This window comes from Methylovirgula sp. 4M-Z18 (assembly GCF_037890675.1).
GTDB lineage: Bacteria > Pseudomonadota > Alphaproteobacteria > Rhizobiales > Beijerinckiaceae > 4M-Z18.
The window spans coordinates 2,654,377-2,668,958 of sequence record NZ_CP149574.1 but is presented as its reverse complement, the minus strand read 5'-3'; the positions used below and the strand labels follow the sequence as shown (position 1 = coordinate 2,668,958).

Annotated in this window: 15 protein-coding genes and 1 tRNA gene; 10 read left to right on the top strand and 6 right to left on the bottom strand. The window is 59.8% G+C overall.

What is annotated here, in order from left to right; translation table 11 throughout:
• Window positions 1–43 precede the first annotated feature (43 nt).
• Window positions 44–271, top strand: coding sequence for a hypothetical protein (locus tag V9T28_RS12390; RefSeq protein WP_147306388.1), 228 nt, complete (start codon window positions 44–46; stop codon window positions 269–271).
• The gene (locus V9T28_RS12385; protein WP_116399249.1) at window positions 268–801 is read left to right on the top strand and encodes a putative glycolipid-binding domain-containing protein; all 534 of its coding nucleotides are present in this window, start codon (window positions 268–270) and stop codon (window positions 799–801) included. The genes V9T28_RS12390 and V9T28_RS12385 overlap by 4 nt, the downstream gene beginning before the upstream one ends.
• A 56-nt stretch (window positions 802–857) precedes the next feature.
• Here V9T28_RS12385 and V9T28_RS12380 read toward each other — a convergent pair whose 3' ends face one another.
• Entirely contained in the window at window positions 858–1,877 is a 1,020-nt protein-coding gene (locus tag V9T28_RS12380) for a GlxA family transcriptional regulator (RefSeq protein WP_116399248.1), read from the bottom strand.
• Window positions 1,878–1,943: 66 nt separating this feature from the next.
• Between V9T28_RS12380 and V9T28_RS12375 the strand changes: the two genes are divergently transcribed.
• The gene (locus V9T28_RS12375; RefSeq protein WP_116399247.1) at window positions 1,944–2,618 is read left to right on the top strand and encodes a DJ-1/PfpI family protein; all 675 of its coding nucleotides are present in this window, start codon (window positions 1,944–1,946) and stop codon (window positions 2,616–2,618) included.
• Window positions 2,619–2,788: 170 nt separating this feature from the next.
• Here the strand turns inward: V9T28_RS12375 and V9T28_RS12370 are convergent, their stop codons facing one another.
• Both V9T28_RS12370 and V9T28_RS12365 read right to left on the bottom strand, forming a co-directional pair.
• Window positions 2,789–3,298: a hypothetical protein gene (locus V9T28_RS12370; RefSeq protein ID WP_116399246.1), complete on the bottom strand. Its 510-nt coding sequence runs from the start codon at window positions 3,296–3,298 to the stop codon at window positions 2,789–2,791.
• 1 nt (window position 3,299) lies between these two features.
• Window positions 3,300–3,563 (bottom strand): hypothetical protein, encoded by a 264-nt coding sequence (locus V9T28_RS12365; protein ID WP_116399245.1) that lies wholly within the window; start codon window positions 3,561–3,563, stop codon window positions 3,300–3,302.
• A 231-nt stretch (window positions 3,564–3,794) separates the two neighbouring features.
• Here V9T28_RS12365 and V9T28_RS12360 point away from each other — a divergent pair, with 231 nt between their 5' ends.
• The 6 genes from V9T28_RS12360 (at window position 3,795) to V9T28_RS12335 (ending at window position 10,164) form a co-directional block, all read left to right on the top strand.
• Entirely contained in the window at window positions 3,795–5,036 is a 1,242-nt protein-coding gene (locus V9T28_RS12360) for an MFS transporter (protein ID WP_116399244.1), read from the top strand.
• A 311-nt stretch (window positions 5,037–5,347) separates the two neighbouring features.
• Window positions 5,348–6,655 carry a homoserine dehydrogenase gene (locus tag V9T28_RS12355; RefSeq protein WP_116399243.1) on the top strand — a complete coding sequence of 436 codons (1,308 nt, stop codon included), beginning with the start codon at window positions 5,348–5,350 and terminating at the stop codon, window positions 6,653–6,655.
• Window positions 6,656–6,690: 35 nt separating this feature from the next.
• Window positions 6,691–7,689 carry a class II fructose-bisphosphatase gene (glpX, locus tag V9T28_RS12350; protein ID WP_116399242.1) on the top strand — a complete coding sequence of 333 codons (999 nt, stop codon included), beginning with the start codon at window positions 6,691–6,693 and terminating at the stop codon, window positions 7,687–7,689.
• 14 nt (window positions 7,690–7,703) lie between these two features.
• Window positions 7,704–8,144 carry a GNAT family N-acetyltransferase gene (locus tag V9T28_RS12345; protein WP_116399241.1) on the top strand — a complete coding sequence of 147 codons (441 nt, stop codon included), beginning with the start codon at window positions 7,704–7,706 and terminating at the stop codon, window positions 8,142–8,144.
• Between the two features lie 12 nt (window positions 8,145–8,156).
• Window positions 8,157–9,947, top strand: a complete 1,791-nt coding sequence (gene recJ / locus V9T28_RS12340; protein WP_116399240.1) for a single-stranded-DNA-specific exonuclease RecJ — start codon at window positions 8,157–8,159, stop codon at window positions 9,945–9,947.
• 141 nt (window positions 9,948–10,088) lie between these two features.
• Window positions 10,089–10,164 (top strand) — tRNA-Glu (locus tag V9T28_RS12335).
• Window positions 10,165–10,515: 351 nt separating this feature from the next.
• On the opposite strand, the gene V9T28_RS12330 is transcribed toward V9T28_RS12335, so the two are convergent.
• The 3 genes from V9T28_RS12330 to V9T28_RS12320 all read right to left on the bottom strand — a co-directional run bounded on the left by V9T28_RS12330 (window position 10,516) and on the right by V9T28_RS12320 (window position 13,319).
• Window positions 10,516–12,471, bottom strand: a complete 1,956-nt coding sequence (locus V9T28_RS12330) for an alpha/beta hydrolase (protein ID WP_116399239.1) — start codon at window positions 12,469–12,471, stop codon at window positions 10,516–10,518.
• Between the two features lie 218 nt (window positions 12,472–12,689).
• Window positions 12,690–12,839, bottom strand: coding sequence for a hypothetical protein (locus V9T28_RS12325; RefSeq protein WP_158554707.1), 150 nt, complete (start codon window positions 12,837–12,839; stop codon window positions 12,690–12,692).
• A 243-nt stretch (window positions 12,840–13,082) separates the two neighbouring features.
• Window positions 13,083–13,319: a hypothetical protein gene (locus tag V9T28_RS12320; protein WP_116399238.1), complete on the bottom strand. Its 237-nt coding sequence runs from the start codon at window positions 13,317–13,319 to the stop codon at window positions 13,083–13,085.
• Window positions 13,320–13,747: 428 nt separating this feature from the next.
• Here V9T28_RS12320 and V9T28_RS12315 point away from each other — a divergent pair, with 428 nt between their 5' ends.
• Window positions 13,748–14,569, top strand: coding sequence for a hypothetical protein (locus V9T28_RS12315; RefSeq protein WP_116399237.1), 822 nt, complete (start codon window positions 13,748–13,750; stop codon window positions 14,567–14,569).
• The last annotated feature ends 13 nt before the right edge of the window (window positions 14,570–14,582 follow it).

Sequence of the window (14,582 nt, the reverse complement as noted above, 5' to 3'; positions counted from 1 at the left end):
ACACTTGGCTTTCGTCGCAGCTGTTTTGAACGCTGAATCGCCCATGTCGCTTCGCTTCGTCCTCGCCATTCTGCTTATGCTACCAGCCTCCGCCGGTTGGGCCGCTTCGCGCTGCAAGGCCCATCACCGGCCGTGTGCGCCGCAACAGCAGACGACCGCGTTCCCCGTAACGGCAAAAGCCAGCAAACCCGACGCGCCGACCAATTGGGGCGGCGGCTATGGCGGACTGAGCGGCGGCGTTCTGAACAGCCAGACCACGACGAAGCCATGATAAGCGCCCGATGGCGGTCGCTCGGTGACGGCGGCAGGCAAAAGGTCGTGCTCACGCGCGTTGCGGCCGGTTGGCATGCGGTTGGTGAAGTGGGCGGCGTGCACCCTTTGGCATTCGATTTGGCCTGCGATTCCGATTGGTGCGTCCGCACCCTGATCGTGACGTTGGATGGCGGCGCCGCGGTGCGCTTGACCGCCGATGGCAAGGGCCTCTGGCGGTCGGAAGGCAAGCCTCTATCGCATCTCGATGGCTGTATCGATGCGGACCTCGTCGTGACGCCCGTCACCAACACGCTGCCGATCCGCCGTTTGCAACTCGCAAAGGGAATGCGCCGCGAGATTCGCGTTGCTTATATCACCATCCCCGACATCACGATTTACGCTGCGCCCCAGGCCTATACATGTCTCGAGCCGGACAAGCGCTATCGCTACGAAAGCCTCGATCATCCATTCGCGGCCGAGTTCGATGTCGATGCGCATGGATTGGTGCGCGATTATCCTGGCCTGTTCGAGCGGCTGGACGACGATTAATCAACGCGCGACGACGATTACGAAAGACATTGTGCCGCAGTCGAAAATTCCATTCATCATACTGGCGCCGGAACAGCGCGCGCGTTCCGGTTCGATCCTGCGAATCGCTCGCGATAGGCCGCCGGCGTCACATTGAGCAGGCGCAAGAATGCGCGGCGCATGGTCTCTTCCGAGCCGAAGCCGCAGCGGGCCGCGACCCGCTTGACGGCGAGGTCTTGCTCCAGCATGAACCGCGCCGATTCCACGCGAATCCGTTCGACGCCGCGGGCAGGCGTCTCCCCGGTCATTTGCCGGTAGTGCCGCATGAAGCTGCGCTCGCTCATCTTCGCGGCGCAGGCGAGTGCGCCGATCGACAGATCGTCATCGAGATGGTCGGCGATCCAGGCGTGCAGCGCCGCGAAAGGCGCGGCCTCCTGCTGCAACGCGAGCGCCGCGCTAAATTGCGCCTGGCCGCCCGGACGCTTCAGAAACACCACCAATTGGCGCGCGACGGCCAGCGCACGCGCGTGGCCGAGATCGGCCTCGACCAGGGCAAGCGCGAGATCGATGCCCGCCGTGACGCCGGCGGATGTCCAGATATTCTCTGCGCGCACGAAAATCGGATCGGGATCAAGCCGCACGTCCGGAAAGCGCGCGGCGAATTCGGCACAGTGGCGCCAATGGGTCACCGCCGGTTTGCCGTCCAGCAATCCCGCCGCGCCGAGCAGGAAGGCGCCCGTGCAGACGGACGCCGTGCGCCGTGCGGTCTTTGCCCGCGTGCGGAGCCAGCGCAGCATTTCGTCCTGCGCGCAGAGGCGGTGAACACCAAAGCCACCGGCGACAATGAACGTATCGACTGGGGCATCCGGCACGGGAAGCGGGTGCGCGACGAGGGGCAGCTGCGCCGAACTGGTGACGACCGGCTCCGGCGCCACGACCACCGGATCGTACGGCTGCGCCTCGCCGCGCTCCTTAGCGAGCATATTGGCAGAGGCGAACACCTGCAGCGGTCCCGCAACGTCCAGGAGCTGAACGTCGGGGAAGGCCAGGATCTCCACCCGGCGAGGATTTGGCGGAAAACGAGGGATCTTTAGCATAATCGCCAAAACTAGCGACGCTATAGTGCCAAAGTCAATGGATGCTAGCCGATGGAGAAATGGCGCATGACGGTCCATGTGGGTTTTCTGATCTTTCCGAATGTGCAGCAGCTCGATCTCACCGGGCCCTATGAAGTATTTGCCTCGACGCCCGGGGTGAGCGTGCATCTTGTCTGGAAGGATTCGGTGCCGGTCACGGCATCGACGGGGCTTGTTTTCATGCCCACCGCCACATTCGCCGATTGCCCGCAACTCGATGTGATCTGCGTTCCGGGCGGCGCCGGCGTGAATGCGTTGCTGCAGGACGAAGAGGCGCTCGCTTTCGTGCGCCGGCAGGCGGCGGGAGCGCGCTATGTCACGTCGGTCTGCACCGGATCGCTCGTGCTCGGCGCGGCCGGACTGCTCAGCGGCAAGCGCGCTTCAAGCCATTGGAATGCGCGCGACTTGCTCGCGCATTTTGGCGCGACTCCGGTCAATGCGCGCGTCGTACGCGACGGCGCGACGATCACGGCCGGCGGCGTGACCGCGGGAATCGATTTCGGCCTCACGGTCATCGCCGAATTGTTTGGCGACGCGGCGGCGCAAGCGGTGCAATTGCATCTGGAATATGCGCCGCAGCCGCCCTTCGAGTCAGGCACGCCCGAGACCGCGCCGACCGAGGTGCTGGCCGCCGTAAAGGCAAAACTCGCGCCGGGCCGCAAGGCGCGAGAAAACATTATTGCGACGCTCGCCGCCAAATGAGGATGCATGTTGGAGCTACATCCCAATTGCGGGTGTTGTGACAATGATCTGCCGCCGCAGGCGGCAGAAGAGCACGCGCGCGAGGGGGCGAGATTTTTGCAATTGCATTGACTCTATTCCACCTGATGTGCGGTCAAAGTCCGTGCAGCTAAGCCGGGCCGTCATTCATATTAGGGGAACAGGTGAAGATAGCGGAACAAGTGAAGATAGCGCGCAAAAGCGAACAGGATCACCACGGCAGAAATTGCCGCGCAGATTTGCGATAGCTCCAGCAAACGTTGGTTGAGCGGTGGCAGTCTCGATGCGGCGACCTCGGCGTTATAGGCCTGCATGATTGCCGCATCGTTAGCTTGCGCTTGCGCGGCATTGGCCGGGGGAGGCAATGCCGCCACGCGTGTCAGAAGAAAATTGTAAAGCTCCTTGGCAAATACAAAACCGGAATAATTTTTGGCCGCGTCGGCGACGAAGGCGATGGCGCCGAGAACAGCGGCGATGAGCAGAGCGTGCTTATTGTGATCGTAAAAATCCTTAAGTGGCGGCTTATCCGCCATCAAGGCTGTGTAGAACAAGCCAAAACTGCCAACCCAAATATATTTGGCGGTATCGGACATGCGCCCGGCGAAGGTACGCGCATCGGCGAAATTGCTATCGACGGCTTTTTGAACGACTGAATCTGTCATGTCAGCGTCCCGCTTGATCGTTTCCGCGCTTCACAGGGGCGAGAACGATGAACTCCGCATCGCTAAGCGCAGTATGTATTTGCGAGTCTCCACTCGTAACCCGGAGTTCGCGGCGCGGTACGACAAAAAACGTGCCTGGCGGCACGGTCACCACGGGCTGCGATCCGCTCGTGCCTGCGCCTGCTCCGGCAAGCTGCTTCTGAATGTCTTCCAGCAATTTCTCGATTTTGGATAAGCGATCCTTGACCTCGTCCATGTCGCTCATGGCCAGCCTCCTCAAAGGTCGTAAGCCTCTGTCCATAGTGTGCGACAGAGCCGTCGATGTGGTTGTGGCGAAAATCACTTGCCGCACACTTTCTTTGTAGATGCGGCGTCGCGCAAAAGCTCAGGCCAGAATCTCCCGATGTCTTACTTCCCATCCGAAAAACGGCTCTATACGCCGAACTTTAGCCGTGTAGCTTAGGCGGGAACGACTTACCGGCATGAAAGGCTTTTCATGAAGCTCCAATTCGGCGGCATCGGTGAAGCATTTTCGGATCAGAATTTCCGGCTCTATTCGATTGGCGCGATCGTCTCGTGGCTGTGCTTTCTGGTGCAGATCGTGGCCGTCTCCTGGACGACGTGGGAGCTGACCCATTCCACGTGGTGGCTGGCGATCATCGCCGTGCTGGACGTGCTGCCCAATCTCCTGTGCCTGCCGTTCGGCGGCGTGCTGGCGGACCGAATGGATCGTGTCAGGATTTTGCAGGTCACGTATTTTCTTGCGCTGCTGCAGGCGCTTGCGCTGGCCGTGCTCGCGGCTTCAGGCCTGCTGACAATTGCCGCCCTTGCCGTTCTGTCGTTCCTCCATGGCCTGATCCATAGTTTTTCAATGCCCGGCCTCTACGGTCTGCTGCCGCGTTTCATCGCACGCGAGCGCCTCTCCTCCGCGATTGCGGTCGCGGCGGCCTATTCGCAAGTCGCGATTTTCGCCGGGCCGGCCTTGGCCGGTTGGATCATGGCGCATTTCGGCGCCGCGACGGCATTCGCCACCAATGTGGCGGGCTATGCGTTTTATTTATGCACCTTGTCGATGATGCGCACGCCGGCAGACTATCAGGCGCCTAAGCCCTCTGGCCGCTCGGTGTGGGGCGATATGGTGGATGGTTTTGCTTATATCGTCAGCCATCGCGGCATTCTCGCCTTCATGGTGGTTATCCTGCTCGGCAATGCGCTGAATGCCGCGATGCGCCAGATGCTGCCGGCCTATGCGGCGCAAGAGCTTGGCATGGGTGTCGAGGGCATGACCGATCTGCTCGCCGCCGCGGGCTTCGGCGCGACGCTTTCCGCGCTGTGGCTCGCCTATGGTGGCGCGCGGAGCGCAACGCCCACGCGGGTTCTTTGGGCCTTCCTCGCCTACAGCACGATGATCGCCGGGCTCGCGCTGGTGCATGGCCTGATCCTCGCGCTCGTCATGATGTTGCTGTCCGGGCTGGCGGGGGAGATCCGGCAGACAGGCACCGTGTCGCTGTTGCAGCTCGCGGTGGACAACGATCAGCGCGGCCGGGTGATGAGCTTGCAATATATGCTGCAGCGCCTGGCGGCCGGCATTGGCGCCTATCTCGTCGGCACGAGCGCCGAAGGCGCCAGCGTCAGGCTGCCGTTGCTGGCTCTTGCCGGGTTGGCGGCGCTCGTCGGCTTGGCCTTGCTCTTCGGCCGCAGGGGCATAGCGGGTGCTTTCGCCGCAGTTCCGCATTGATTTTTTACAGAGTTGAACATATAGCGAGCATCTGCGCGGCTCAGTGTTTTCACTGGTGCGCGGCAGATCGGTCGCCTGTGAAATTTTTTGAAAACAAACTAATAGGCGAATTTATTTAAATAAATCAAATATTTATAAATGTTCTCCGCAGGGCAGGGGAGCGCGGTGCCGCAATTTTGGTCATCGCCGCACGAGCCCAAATGCCTTTTCTTGATCCGCCCAACCAAATAAGGCTACAAGCGCGCTTCGCGGGCGGGCCGTCTTGGCCTCCGGGGCGGTCGGTTGGTTCTCTTCAACGTCAGGCGTTTTTCATGGTTCAGCCACTTCGTGTCGGCATCGCTGGTCTCGGGACAGTCGGTGCGTCGGTTATCCGTCTTTTGCAGCGTCAGTCGAATGCCCTGACCATTCGCACCGGGCGGCAGATCGTCGTGACAGGGGTCTCGGCCCGCAATCGTGCAGCGGACCGTGGCGTGGATTTGAACGGCATAAGCTGGTTCGACGATCCGGTCGCGCTGGCGGGCTCGCCCGACATCGACCTCTTCGTCGAGCTGGTCGGCGGCGACGAGGGCTCCGCGCGCCTGTCGGTGGAGGCGGCGCTCGCCGCCGGCAAGCCGGTGGTGACGGCCAACAAGGCGCTGCTCGCGAAGCACGGTTTGTCGCTCGCCAAAATGGCCGAGAACAAGCACGTCGCGCTTGCCTATGAAGCCTCTGTCGCCGGCGGCATTCCGATCGTCAAGACTTTGCGCGAGGGCCTTGCCGGCAATTCGATCGAGCGCGTCTACGGCATTTTGAACGGCACCTGCAATTACATCCTCTCGCGCATGGAGGCGGAAGGCCTGTCGTTCGAGGATTGCCTCAGGGAGGCGCAGCGCCTCGGCTATGCCGAGGCCGACCCGACTTTCGACATCGGCGGCTTCGACACCGCGCACAAGCTGGCCATCCTTACCTCGCTGGCCTTCGGGACGATCATCGATGCCGATGCCATTCATGTCGAAGGCATCGAGTCGATCACGCTCGCCGATCTGAAGGCGGCGGAAGAGCTCGGCTATCGCATCAAATTGCTCGGCGTGGCGCAGCGCACGAAAAAAGGCATCGAGCAGCGTGTGCATCCGACCATGGTGCCTCTGTCCTCCGCCATCGCCCAAGTGATGGGCGTGACCAATGCCGTGACGATCGATGCCGACGCGGTGAAAGAATTGACCCTCGTCGGCCCCGGCGCCGGCGGCGAGGCGACCGCCTCGGCGGTCGTCGCCGATATCGCCGATATTGCCAAGGGCATCCGCTCGGCGCCGCTTGGCCTGCCGGTCTTCGAACTGGAGCAGGCAGCGCGCATTCCGATGCAGCGGCACGAGGGCGGCTATTATATCCGCCTGAGCGTGCAGGACAGGCCCGGCGCCATGGCGGCCATTGCCACGCGCATGGCACAGCGGCAGATCTCGCTCGAAAGCATCATGCAGAAGCATGCGCCGGGCGTGAAGCAGACGGCGAACGGCGAAGTGCCGGTGGTGCTGATCACCCATGCGACCACCGAGACATTGATTCGCGAAGCGCTCGACGAGGTCGTCACGGACGGCTATATCGCCGAGAAACCGCAGGTCATTCGGATCGAGCGGGAGTAAGGCGCTCTTAAGACGCGCCCGGAGGAAACCGGTCGATGGCTGATCTCGTCATCCAGGAAGAAAAAATCATCGAGCGCATTTTGACCATGGAACTCGTGCGCGTCACCGAACGGGCGGCGGTTTCATCCGCCCGTTGGCGCGGCCGCGGCGATGAAAAGGCCGCGGACCAAGCGGCGGTCGATGCAATGCGCCGCGAATTGAACCGCCTGCCGATCGACGGCACGATCGTGATCGGCGAGGGGGAGCGCGACGAGACGCCGATGCTGTTCATCGGCGAGAAGGTCGGCACCCGCACCGGGCCGCGCGTCGATATTGCGGTCGATCCGCTCGAAGGCACGACGCTCTGCGCCAAGGACATGCCCGGTTCCATCGCCGTGATGGCGATGGCGGAGGCGGGCAGTTTGCTGAATGCGCCGGATGTCTACATGCAGAAAATCGCAATCGGACCCGGCTATCCGGCCGGCGTCGTCGATCTTGATGCCTCGCCGGAAGACAATATTAACGCGCTGGCGCGCGCCAAGGGCGTGAAGGTGCGCGACATTGGCGTCCTGATCATGGATCGGCCGCGCCACCAGGACCTTATCGCCGCGTGCCGGCGTGCCGGTGCCTCGATCAGGCTTATCTCCGACGGCGATGTTGCCGGCGTCATCTTCACCACCCAGCCGGAAAAGACCGGCGTCGATCTCTATCTTGGTTCGGGCGGCGCGGCGGAAGGCGTGCTGGCGGCGGGCGCGGTGCGCTGCGTCGGCGGCCAGATGCAGGGCCGGCTGATCCTGGACACCCCATCCAAGGTCGAGCGCGCCCGCAAGATGGGCGTGACCGATCCGCGCAAGAAATACGATATGAACGAACTCGCGTCGGGCGACGTGATCGTCTGCGCCACCGGCGTGACCGACGGCCCGCTGCTGTCCGGCGTGCGCTTCAACAGCAACAATGTGATTGAAACCGAGACGGTGATTTACCGTTCGGTCACGGGCACGGTGCGCAAGATTCACGCCGAGCACCGCGAGATGGCGAAATTCCGCTTGGATTGAGAAGGCTGACCCCGATGATCATACGTGCCGTAACGCCCGCCGACCGCGCCCAATGGGAGCCTCTGTGGCAAGGCTATCTGACGTTCTACAAGACGTCTGTACGCCCCGAAGTCACGGAGACGACCTGGGCGCGTTTCTTCAACGGCCTCGAGCCGATGCACGCCTTTGTCGCCGAGGACAAGGGCGAACTCGTCGGCCTGGTGCATTACCTCTATCATCGCAACACCTGGATGATCGAGCCGGTGTGCTATCTGCAGGATCTGTTCACCCGCGACGATCAGCGCGGCACGGGCGTCGGCCGCGCCTTGATCGAAGCCGTCTACGGGGCGGCCAAGGCGGCGGGTGCGGGCCGGGTCTATTGGATGACGCACGAGACCAATCTTCCGGCGCAGGCGCTTTACGATACGCTGGCTGACAAACCCGGCTTCATTCAATATCGCAAGGCGCTTGGATGAGGTCTTGATTTCATGTCCGAGCGCAAGCCCCTTCTCGGTGTCGATCAATCGGTGTCGCAGCGCGCATGGCGGGACCGGCTCGATATCGAAGGCGCGGCGCAGGCCATGGCACTCGCGCAAGGTCATGGTCTCTCCGACATCTTGGCGCGTGTGCTCGTCGGGCGCGGCGTGACGATGGAGACGGTTGAGGATTGGCTCGATCCGTCGCTGCGCAATCTCATGCCAGATCCGGACGTGCTGACGGATATGCAACCGGCCGTCGCGCGGCTGGCGCAGGCGGCGCAAAAGGGCGAGACGGTCGCCGTATTCGGCGACTATGATGTCGATGGCGCCACGGCGACCGCATTGCTTGCCAATTTCCTCAACGCCTGCGGCTGCAATACCATCATCCACATCCCCGACCGGATCTTCGAAGGCTATGGTCCCAACAGCGACGCCATAGCGTCGTTGCACGCGCGCGGCGCCACGCTACTCGTCACGGTCGATTGCGGTACCACCAGCTTCGAACCCTTGGCGGCGGCGCGGCTGCTCGGTCTCGACGCGATCGTGCTCGATCATCATCAGGCGCCGGAAGTGCTTCCCGAGGCGGTCGCGATCGTCAATCCGAACCGGCAGGACGATCTGTCGCAGCTCGGCTATCTGTGCGCGGCGGGCGTCGTCTTCATGACGTTGGTGGGGTTGAATCGCGCCCTGCGCGACAGCGGCTTTTGGACCGCGCAATATCCGGCTCCGGCCTTGCTCTCCGATCTCGATCTCGTCGCGCTCGGCACCGTCGCCGATGTCGTGCCGCTGATCGGTCTCAACCGCGCCTTCGTGACACGCGGCCTGCAGGTCATGAAGGCGCGCGGGCGTATCGGGCTCACGGCGCTCATGGATGCCGCGGGTGCGCATGGCCCGGCGCGGCCGTATCATCTCGGCTTTTTGGTCGGGCCGCGTATCAATGCTGGCGGCCGGATCGGCGACGCGGCGCTCGGCGCCAGACTACTGATGACTGACGATCCGGTGGAGGCGGGCCGGGTTGCCGCCGAGCTCGACCGGCTCAATCGTGAACGGCAAGCGATCGAAGTGGCGACTTTGGAAGAGGCCGATGCGATGGCCAGCCAATGTGGCGATGAGGCCGTATTGATGGTCGGGTCGGACGCCTGGCATCCGGGCGTTGTCGGCCTTGTCGCCAGCCGGCTCAAGGACCGTTACCGCCGCCCGGCCTTTGCCATCTCCTTTACCGGCGACATCGGCACGGGCTCCGGCCGCTCGATTGCCGGCGTCGATCTTGGCCGCGCCGTGCGCGCGGCGGTCGAGACCGGATTGCTCGTGAAGGGCGGCGGCCATGCCATGGCCGCCGGCCTGACGGTGGAACGTGGCAAACTCGAGTCCCTTCGTGCCTATCTGAGCGAGGCGCTCGGCGCCGATGTGACACGGGCCCGGGCGGAGGAGGCGCTGCGCATCGACGGCATGCTGACCGCAACCGCCGCGCAGGCTGCCCTGGTAAAGGATGTGGAGCGCGCCGGCCCATTCGGCACAGGCAATTCGGAGCCGATTTTCGCCTTTGCCGATCAACGTATGATCGACGTTGGCGAGGTGGGGCAGGGCCATATTCGGGTGCGCACCATAGGCCTGGACGGCGGTCGGCTGCAGGCCATTGCCTTTCGCGCGGCCGCAAGTCCGCTCGGGCAGGCGCTGCTCGCCGGGCGCGGGACCGCGATGCACCTCGCCGGGACGTTGTCGATCGACCATTGGGGCGGGCAGGAACGGGTGCAATTGCGGATTCTCGATGCGGCGCCGGCCGGTCGGCGCCAAGCCTGACGTGGCAGCGAGTCGGCAAAGGGGTACAATCGTTTCTGGGGAATTTTGTTTCCTTGTGGCCTTTTTGGCCTTGCCATGACCGGGAAGCGCCATTATAGGTCCGCCTTGTGCTTCGCAGCGCCGTGTCGGCGCGAAGTATCCGCGCCCATCGTCTAGCGGTCTAGGACGTCGCCCTTTCACGGCGAAAACAGGGGTTCGAGTCCCCTTGGGCGCGCCAATGAAATCAAGCGCTTAGCTCGAAATCTTCCCGAACTTGTAAAATAGATGTGAAATACAACACTGCGCGTTGCTGTGGAGCCTTGCGGATTTTCACGGACAATTTGCGTCGCTGCATCATCACGAATCGGCAATTGATTTAAGCCGGGCAGCGCATCAGCCAGAGCCCGGCTTGATCAGCCCGGCCGGCGCTTGAGCATTCTTCTGTAACTGCACAGACCCGATCCCTGTTGGATTGCGCAAACTGGATCATGCAGATGACAAACCGCGAGTCAGCGGCCATCGGGAAGTGGTAGTTCCCCGAGTTCGGAAGGAGCAGGACGCGAATTAAGAATGGTGCCGATAAAAACTACTACTGTGAGAAGCGCCAATATCGAACGGGCGTGCCGTTGTCGGGCACAGGTCGCTCTTCAGCCAATCGCGGCGGCCGAAGACCTTGCGAAAGTATCAAACTCATATCGTCAATTAGCGGACGGGCCTCCGCAAAAGTACCGTGGTTAAGACCGAACATCTCCTCCCCGAGCGAACTAACGTCCAATGTATCAAGACCTTGAATGACGATTGGTCCGTCGGGCGGTACATCCCCAGCCCTGGGAATATTGCCAGCAAGCTTCATCGAAGCTTCCAATGCACGGTCATTTGATGACGCGTAGAGCGTAAGGCCACTAAATGTTTTGCCAAGCAACGGGATCTCCGCCTTAAATTGATCACGATCAACATCCGGTGCCGCGAGAATAAGCTGTCCCATGGCGCCCGGGAGTTGACGCGCGTTAGCAAGGGCATCGAGCACCAGAAACGAGCCCATACTGTGCGCAATTATATGAACCTTTGTGATCCCGTGCTTCTCTCTGAGGTTGTCTAGCAATTGCATAAAAGCTTCCCGTGCGACCAGTGCGCTGTTGCGATCATATTCATAGTCAGCAATCTCGCCTCGCGACGCCCAAGAGAACAGCACCGGCAAGCCTTTATATTGTAGATCCCAAGTGATTTGCGCAATTCGCAACACGCCATCTTCAAACGAATTATTAAATCCATGGACGAATATCACCGCATCCTTCGGACCTACAGAATCGATTAAATCGTCCCATTGTTCTGACGTAAGCGGCTGCACGCTGCGTATAAGAAAATGCTTATTTGGATCGGGCGCCTGTCGAATGAGGTCAAATCCGAATACAGAAAGGCCCCCTGGAAGTTCGAGCCGGCCAATCTTGTGGTCCTCAGGAATCCGAATTCGAGCTCGACCAAACTCCAATTGTGAATTTCGTTCGCCCGTATAAGCGGCGTGGCCAGGTACAGAATCTGACTTGTTCGGCGCCCGAACTGTTGCGTAGAGAATATCGACAATTCTCGGATCCGAAGAATGGTCAATTTCGGAAATTTCCTTCGTCGCCTCCACTACGTCCGAAGCATTGACAGGTGTAAATGGATCTAGATTTGAGGCCGTAGTTGGATTAAAATTAGTTGCTTTATTTGGCCAATTATTCGATATATCTACAAGTCGACACAAAACGTCTTTCGGTAACTTCTTGCCTAATTCTTCGCATCCTGTGTCGCTCTCCGTGCTACGTATCGACAAAGAACCACCAACTAAATCAAACCTGTTATCGTAAACCCAGGCAAATCCCTTAGACAGTATTTTCATTTGGGATAAAAGCGTTGTTTCTACGCCAAGATAGTATTTTGGTGAGTTTAGCCTAACACGCGTCTGATCGATAATTCTAGGTTCTGTGGAGACAATTTGTGCCGAAAGATCCAGCATGGTGCGAGCGTCTTCACTTATTACATCCCCGCCCATTGTAACACCGGAATCGCCCGACGCATTTGGCAAACCTGTGACTATAGCCCAATGAAATGGCGCTTGTTCCGGCGAGTCGATTCGCAAGCTTTCAACATGGATTGTAGTTGGAATTCTTTGTAAGATTTGTTCTTTTAGCACGCCGACCTTGGTCGCTCTGGCAACGCCTTCAACAGAAAATTGTGATGCATTTATTTCGACGCGCCCCAACTGCATGTCCGAAAGAACCGATATAGCTAGTACCATTAGAGAACTGGGACGGCCCTCGGCCTTATTAATATCGTCGGCATTGATGATCGTGGTTCCGGCTCGCGCGGCCAAGCTTTGTAACTCGTTGATGCCGCTGAACGATCCTTTAAGATAAATTCCTGTTGGAAGACGCCAAGCAATTAGGGTCTGTGACCCCTCAGTTTGGGCCACAGCAGGGCAAGGCAGCAGACTCAGAAAACACACCGCTGCGATCGATCTTACGGAGCGCCAGGTGATCAATTTGGATAGCCAAGCCCAAATCATGCAGCCCTCCTCAATAGGTTCAGAAGGGAGTGCGACCTTCCTCGGCGCATGCTACCATGAGCAACATAGCTTCAAGTGTGGATATTATCACTTGTGGCCTGACGCCTTACGGGTGACATAAGCACTGTGTTAGCATGTCCGTCTCTTCGAACATGCTTGGGTTTGAACATATCTCAACAGGTCACCTCATATTGGATGTAACCCGTTTGGGACGCCGCTCACACCCGAACATCGTTGGCGCCGATCCGAAGTAAGACCGATGACGGTTTTGTCAGATAGGGCCGTAGCAGGTCGGCGGGGTCCGGCTCGATGTTGGCAAGCCAACGATGCGCCGCGACGGATGCGAAGCCATCTGCGGCGTCACACATTAGGGCGCCTTACGTGACCAAGAATTTTGTTAGGCGCGCAATTAGCCCCGCCATCAAGAAATACCCTAACAGAGTTTCGGTCGCTGCAATTATTCGGCTGGCATGCGAGCTTGGAATGATATCGCCGTGCCTTTCCATCGCCAAGCCTTTGCCGGCCGCGTACGCGAGGCGAACACCTCGCCATGCTTGAAAGCTGTCCTCGGCTGTCGCCCGCGGGTGAAGACGATGGGGGCAGAGGGACGACTAATAGCCCTCGTCGTCTGCGTCGAAATCAAAGGGTGCTTTGAGATCGCGGAGGCGGCGCTGTGCCGACTCATACTCATCCGGCCGGAACCGCCCATCCTTGCAGGCAGTCTCCAATTGCTCAATTTCGGCAACCCGGGCGTTGAACTGCTCAGTGGTCTCGCCAAGGCGAACGCCGTCAGTTTGCGTGAAGAAGAAGAATCTTTCTAGGCCCACTTGCGCCTCCTGTGCTTGCATCTCATTTGAGTAGCTTAACAGGCTGATCCGGCTGCGATTGTGAGTGAGTGAACACTGGCACTCCTCCTAAAGTATGAGCCCAGGAATCGCTTCCGAGGCCCAAAGTTGTCTTGAGGTTTCTTTGCATCGTGCCGTGGAGCGTTGCTGAGCTTCACCGACAATTCGCGCCGCCGGAAAATCGGCGTTTCTGTAGATCGGAAGCAGGCCGATCGCATTTGGACGTATTGACGTCTCAGGCACACAACCGAAAGGCAAAATGGACGAAATCGGGAAATTGGAGGCGCTTTCGATACTGCTCCGTTCTCGCTCTCGTTTCCTCTGAGAAATCATTATTTTTACGGTTTTCCGCCCGCGACCGAAGCGGCGAAAATTTGACAAATATGGATGCAGAACATATAATGAACATTCGTTTTGGCTAGGAATTACAAATGCATGAGTCAGCGGGCGGATGCGCGCGCGACGCCTGCCAGCCGGAGGCGGCACAGGCCGAGTCGGAGACGTTCGAGGACGGGATCGATCGCGCGAGGGATCAACAACCACCTGCCCACTTCGATTGCAAAACCATCAAATATCGGCTGGCGGCGGGACCTGCGCGAGAACGATTGGTAAGCATACGAAATTTTTTTGGGATCAAACTAATAGGGCTAATATATATTATTATTCAATATGTTACATGGATGCTTAGGTTGAGACGGAGCAATTCAAAGTGGTTTAGAGCGGTCGGCGGCCTGTCTTTGTCCATGAAAATTCTCAAGGATCTCTTCGAACCCGAAGTGCTTGCCGCCTGCCGCTCAGCCTTTCGGGACCCCGCCGCGCAGCGTGCCATCTGCGAAGATTACAGAGCCGCGGCATTCGAAGACCGTGAACTCGATGCTGCCGATCCGAAGGCGGGGAGAATATTGTCGTGTCCTGTTTCAGTCCTATGGCCGATACGAGAGAATGCTGGAGGCCCGACGCCGCTCGACGTCTTGCGCCGCTGGGCTGACGATGTCAGCGGCTGCGCGGTCGAGAGCGGCCACCTTCTGCCCGAGTTTTCGTCTGCTGCCCGTCATCGAGCATCTTCTGCCGTTTCTGCCCCGCACGACCGCCTGAGAGGCCACAACCGCGTGGCGTGGCATGCGGCACCTCAAATTTTCGCGCTCGCCCAACGCCTTGTGCCTGGCGGGCCCTTTACGATCCGCCTGGCCTCCCTTAAACTACGCCTAGGTTTTGCCAATGGGCTTGCCTACGGGGGTTCTTTAGTTAATTGAAAACATGCTAAAA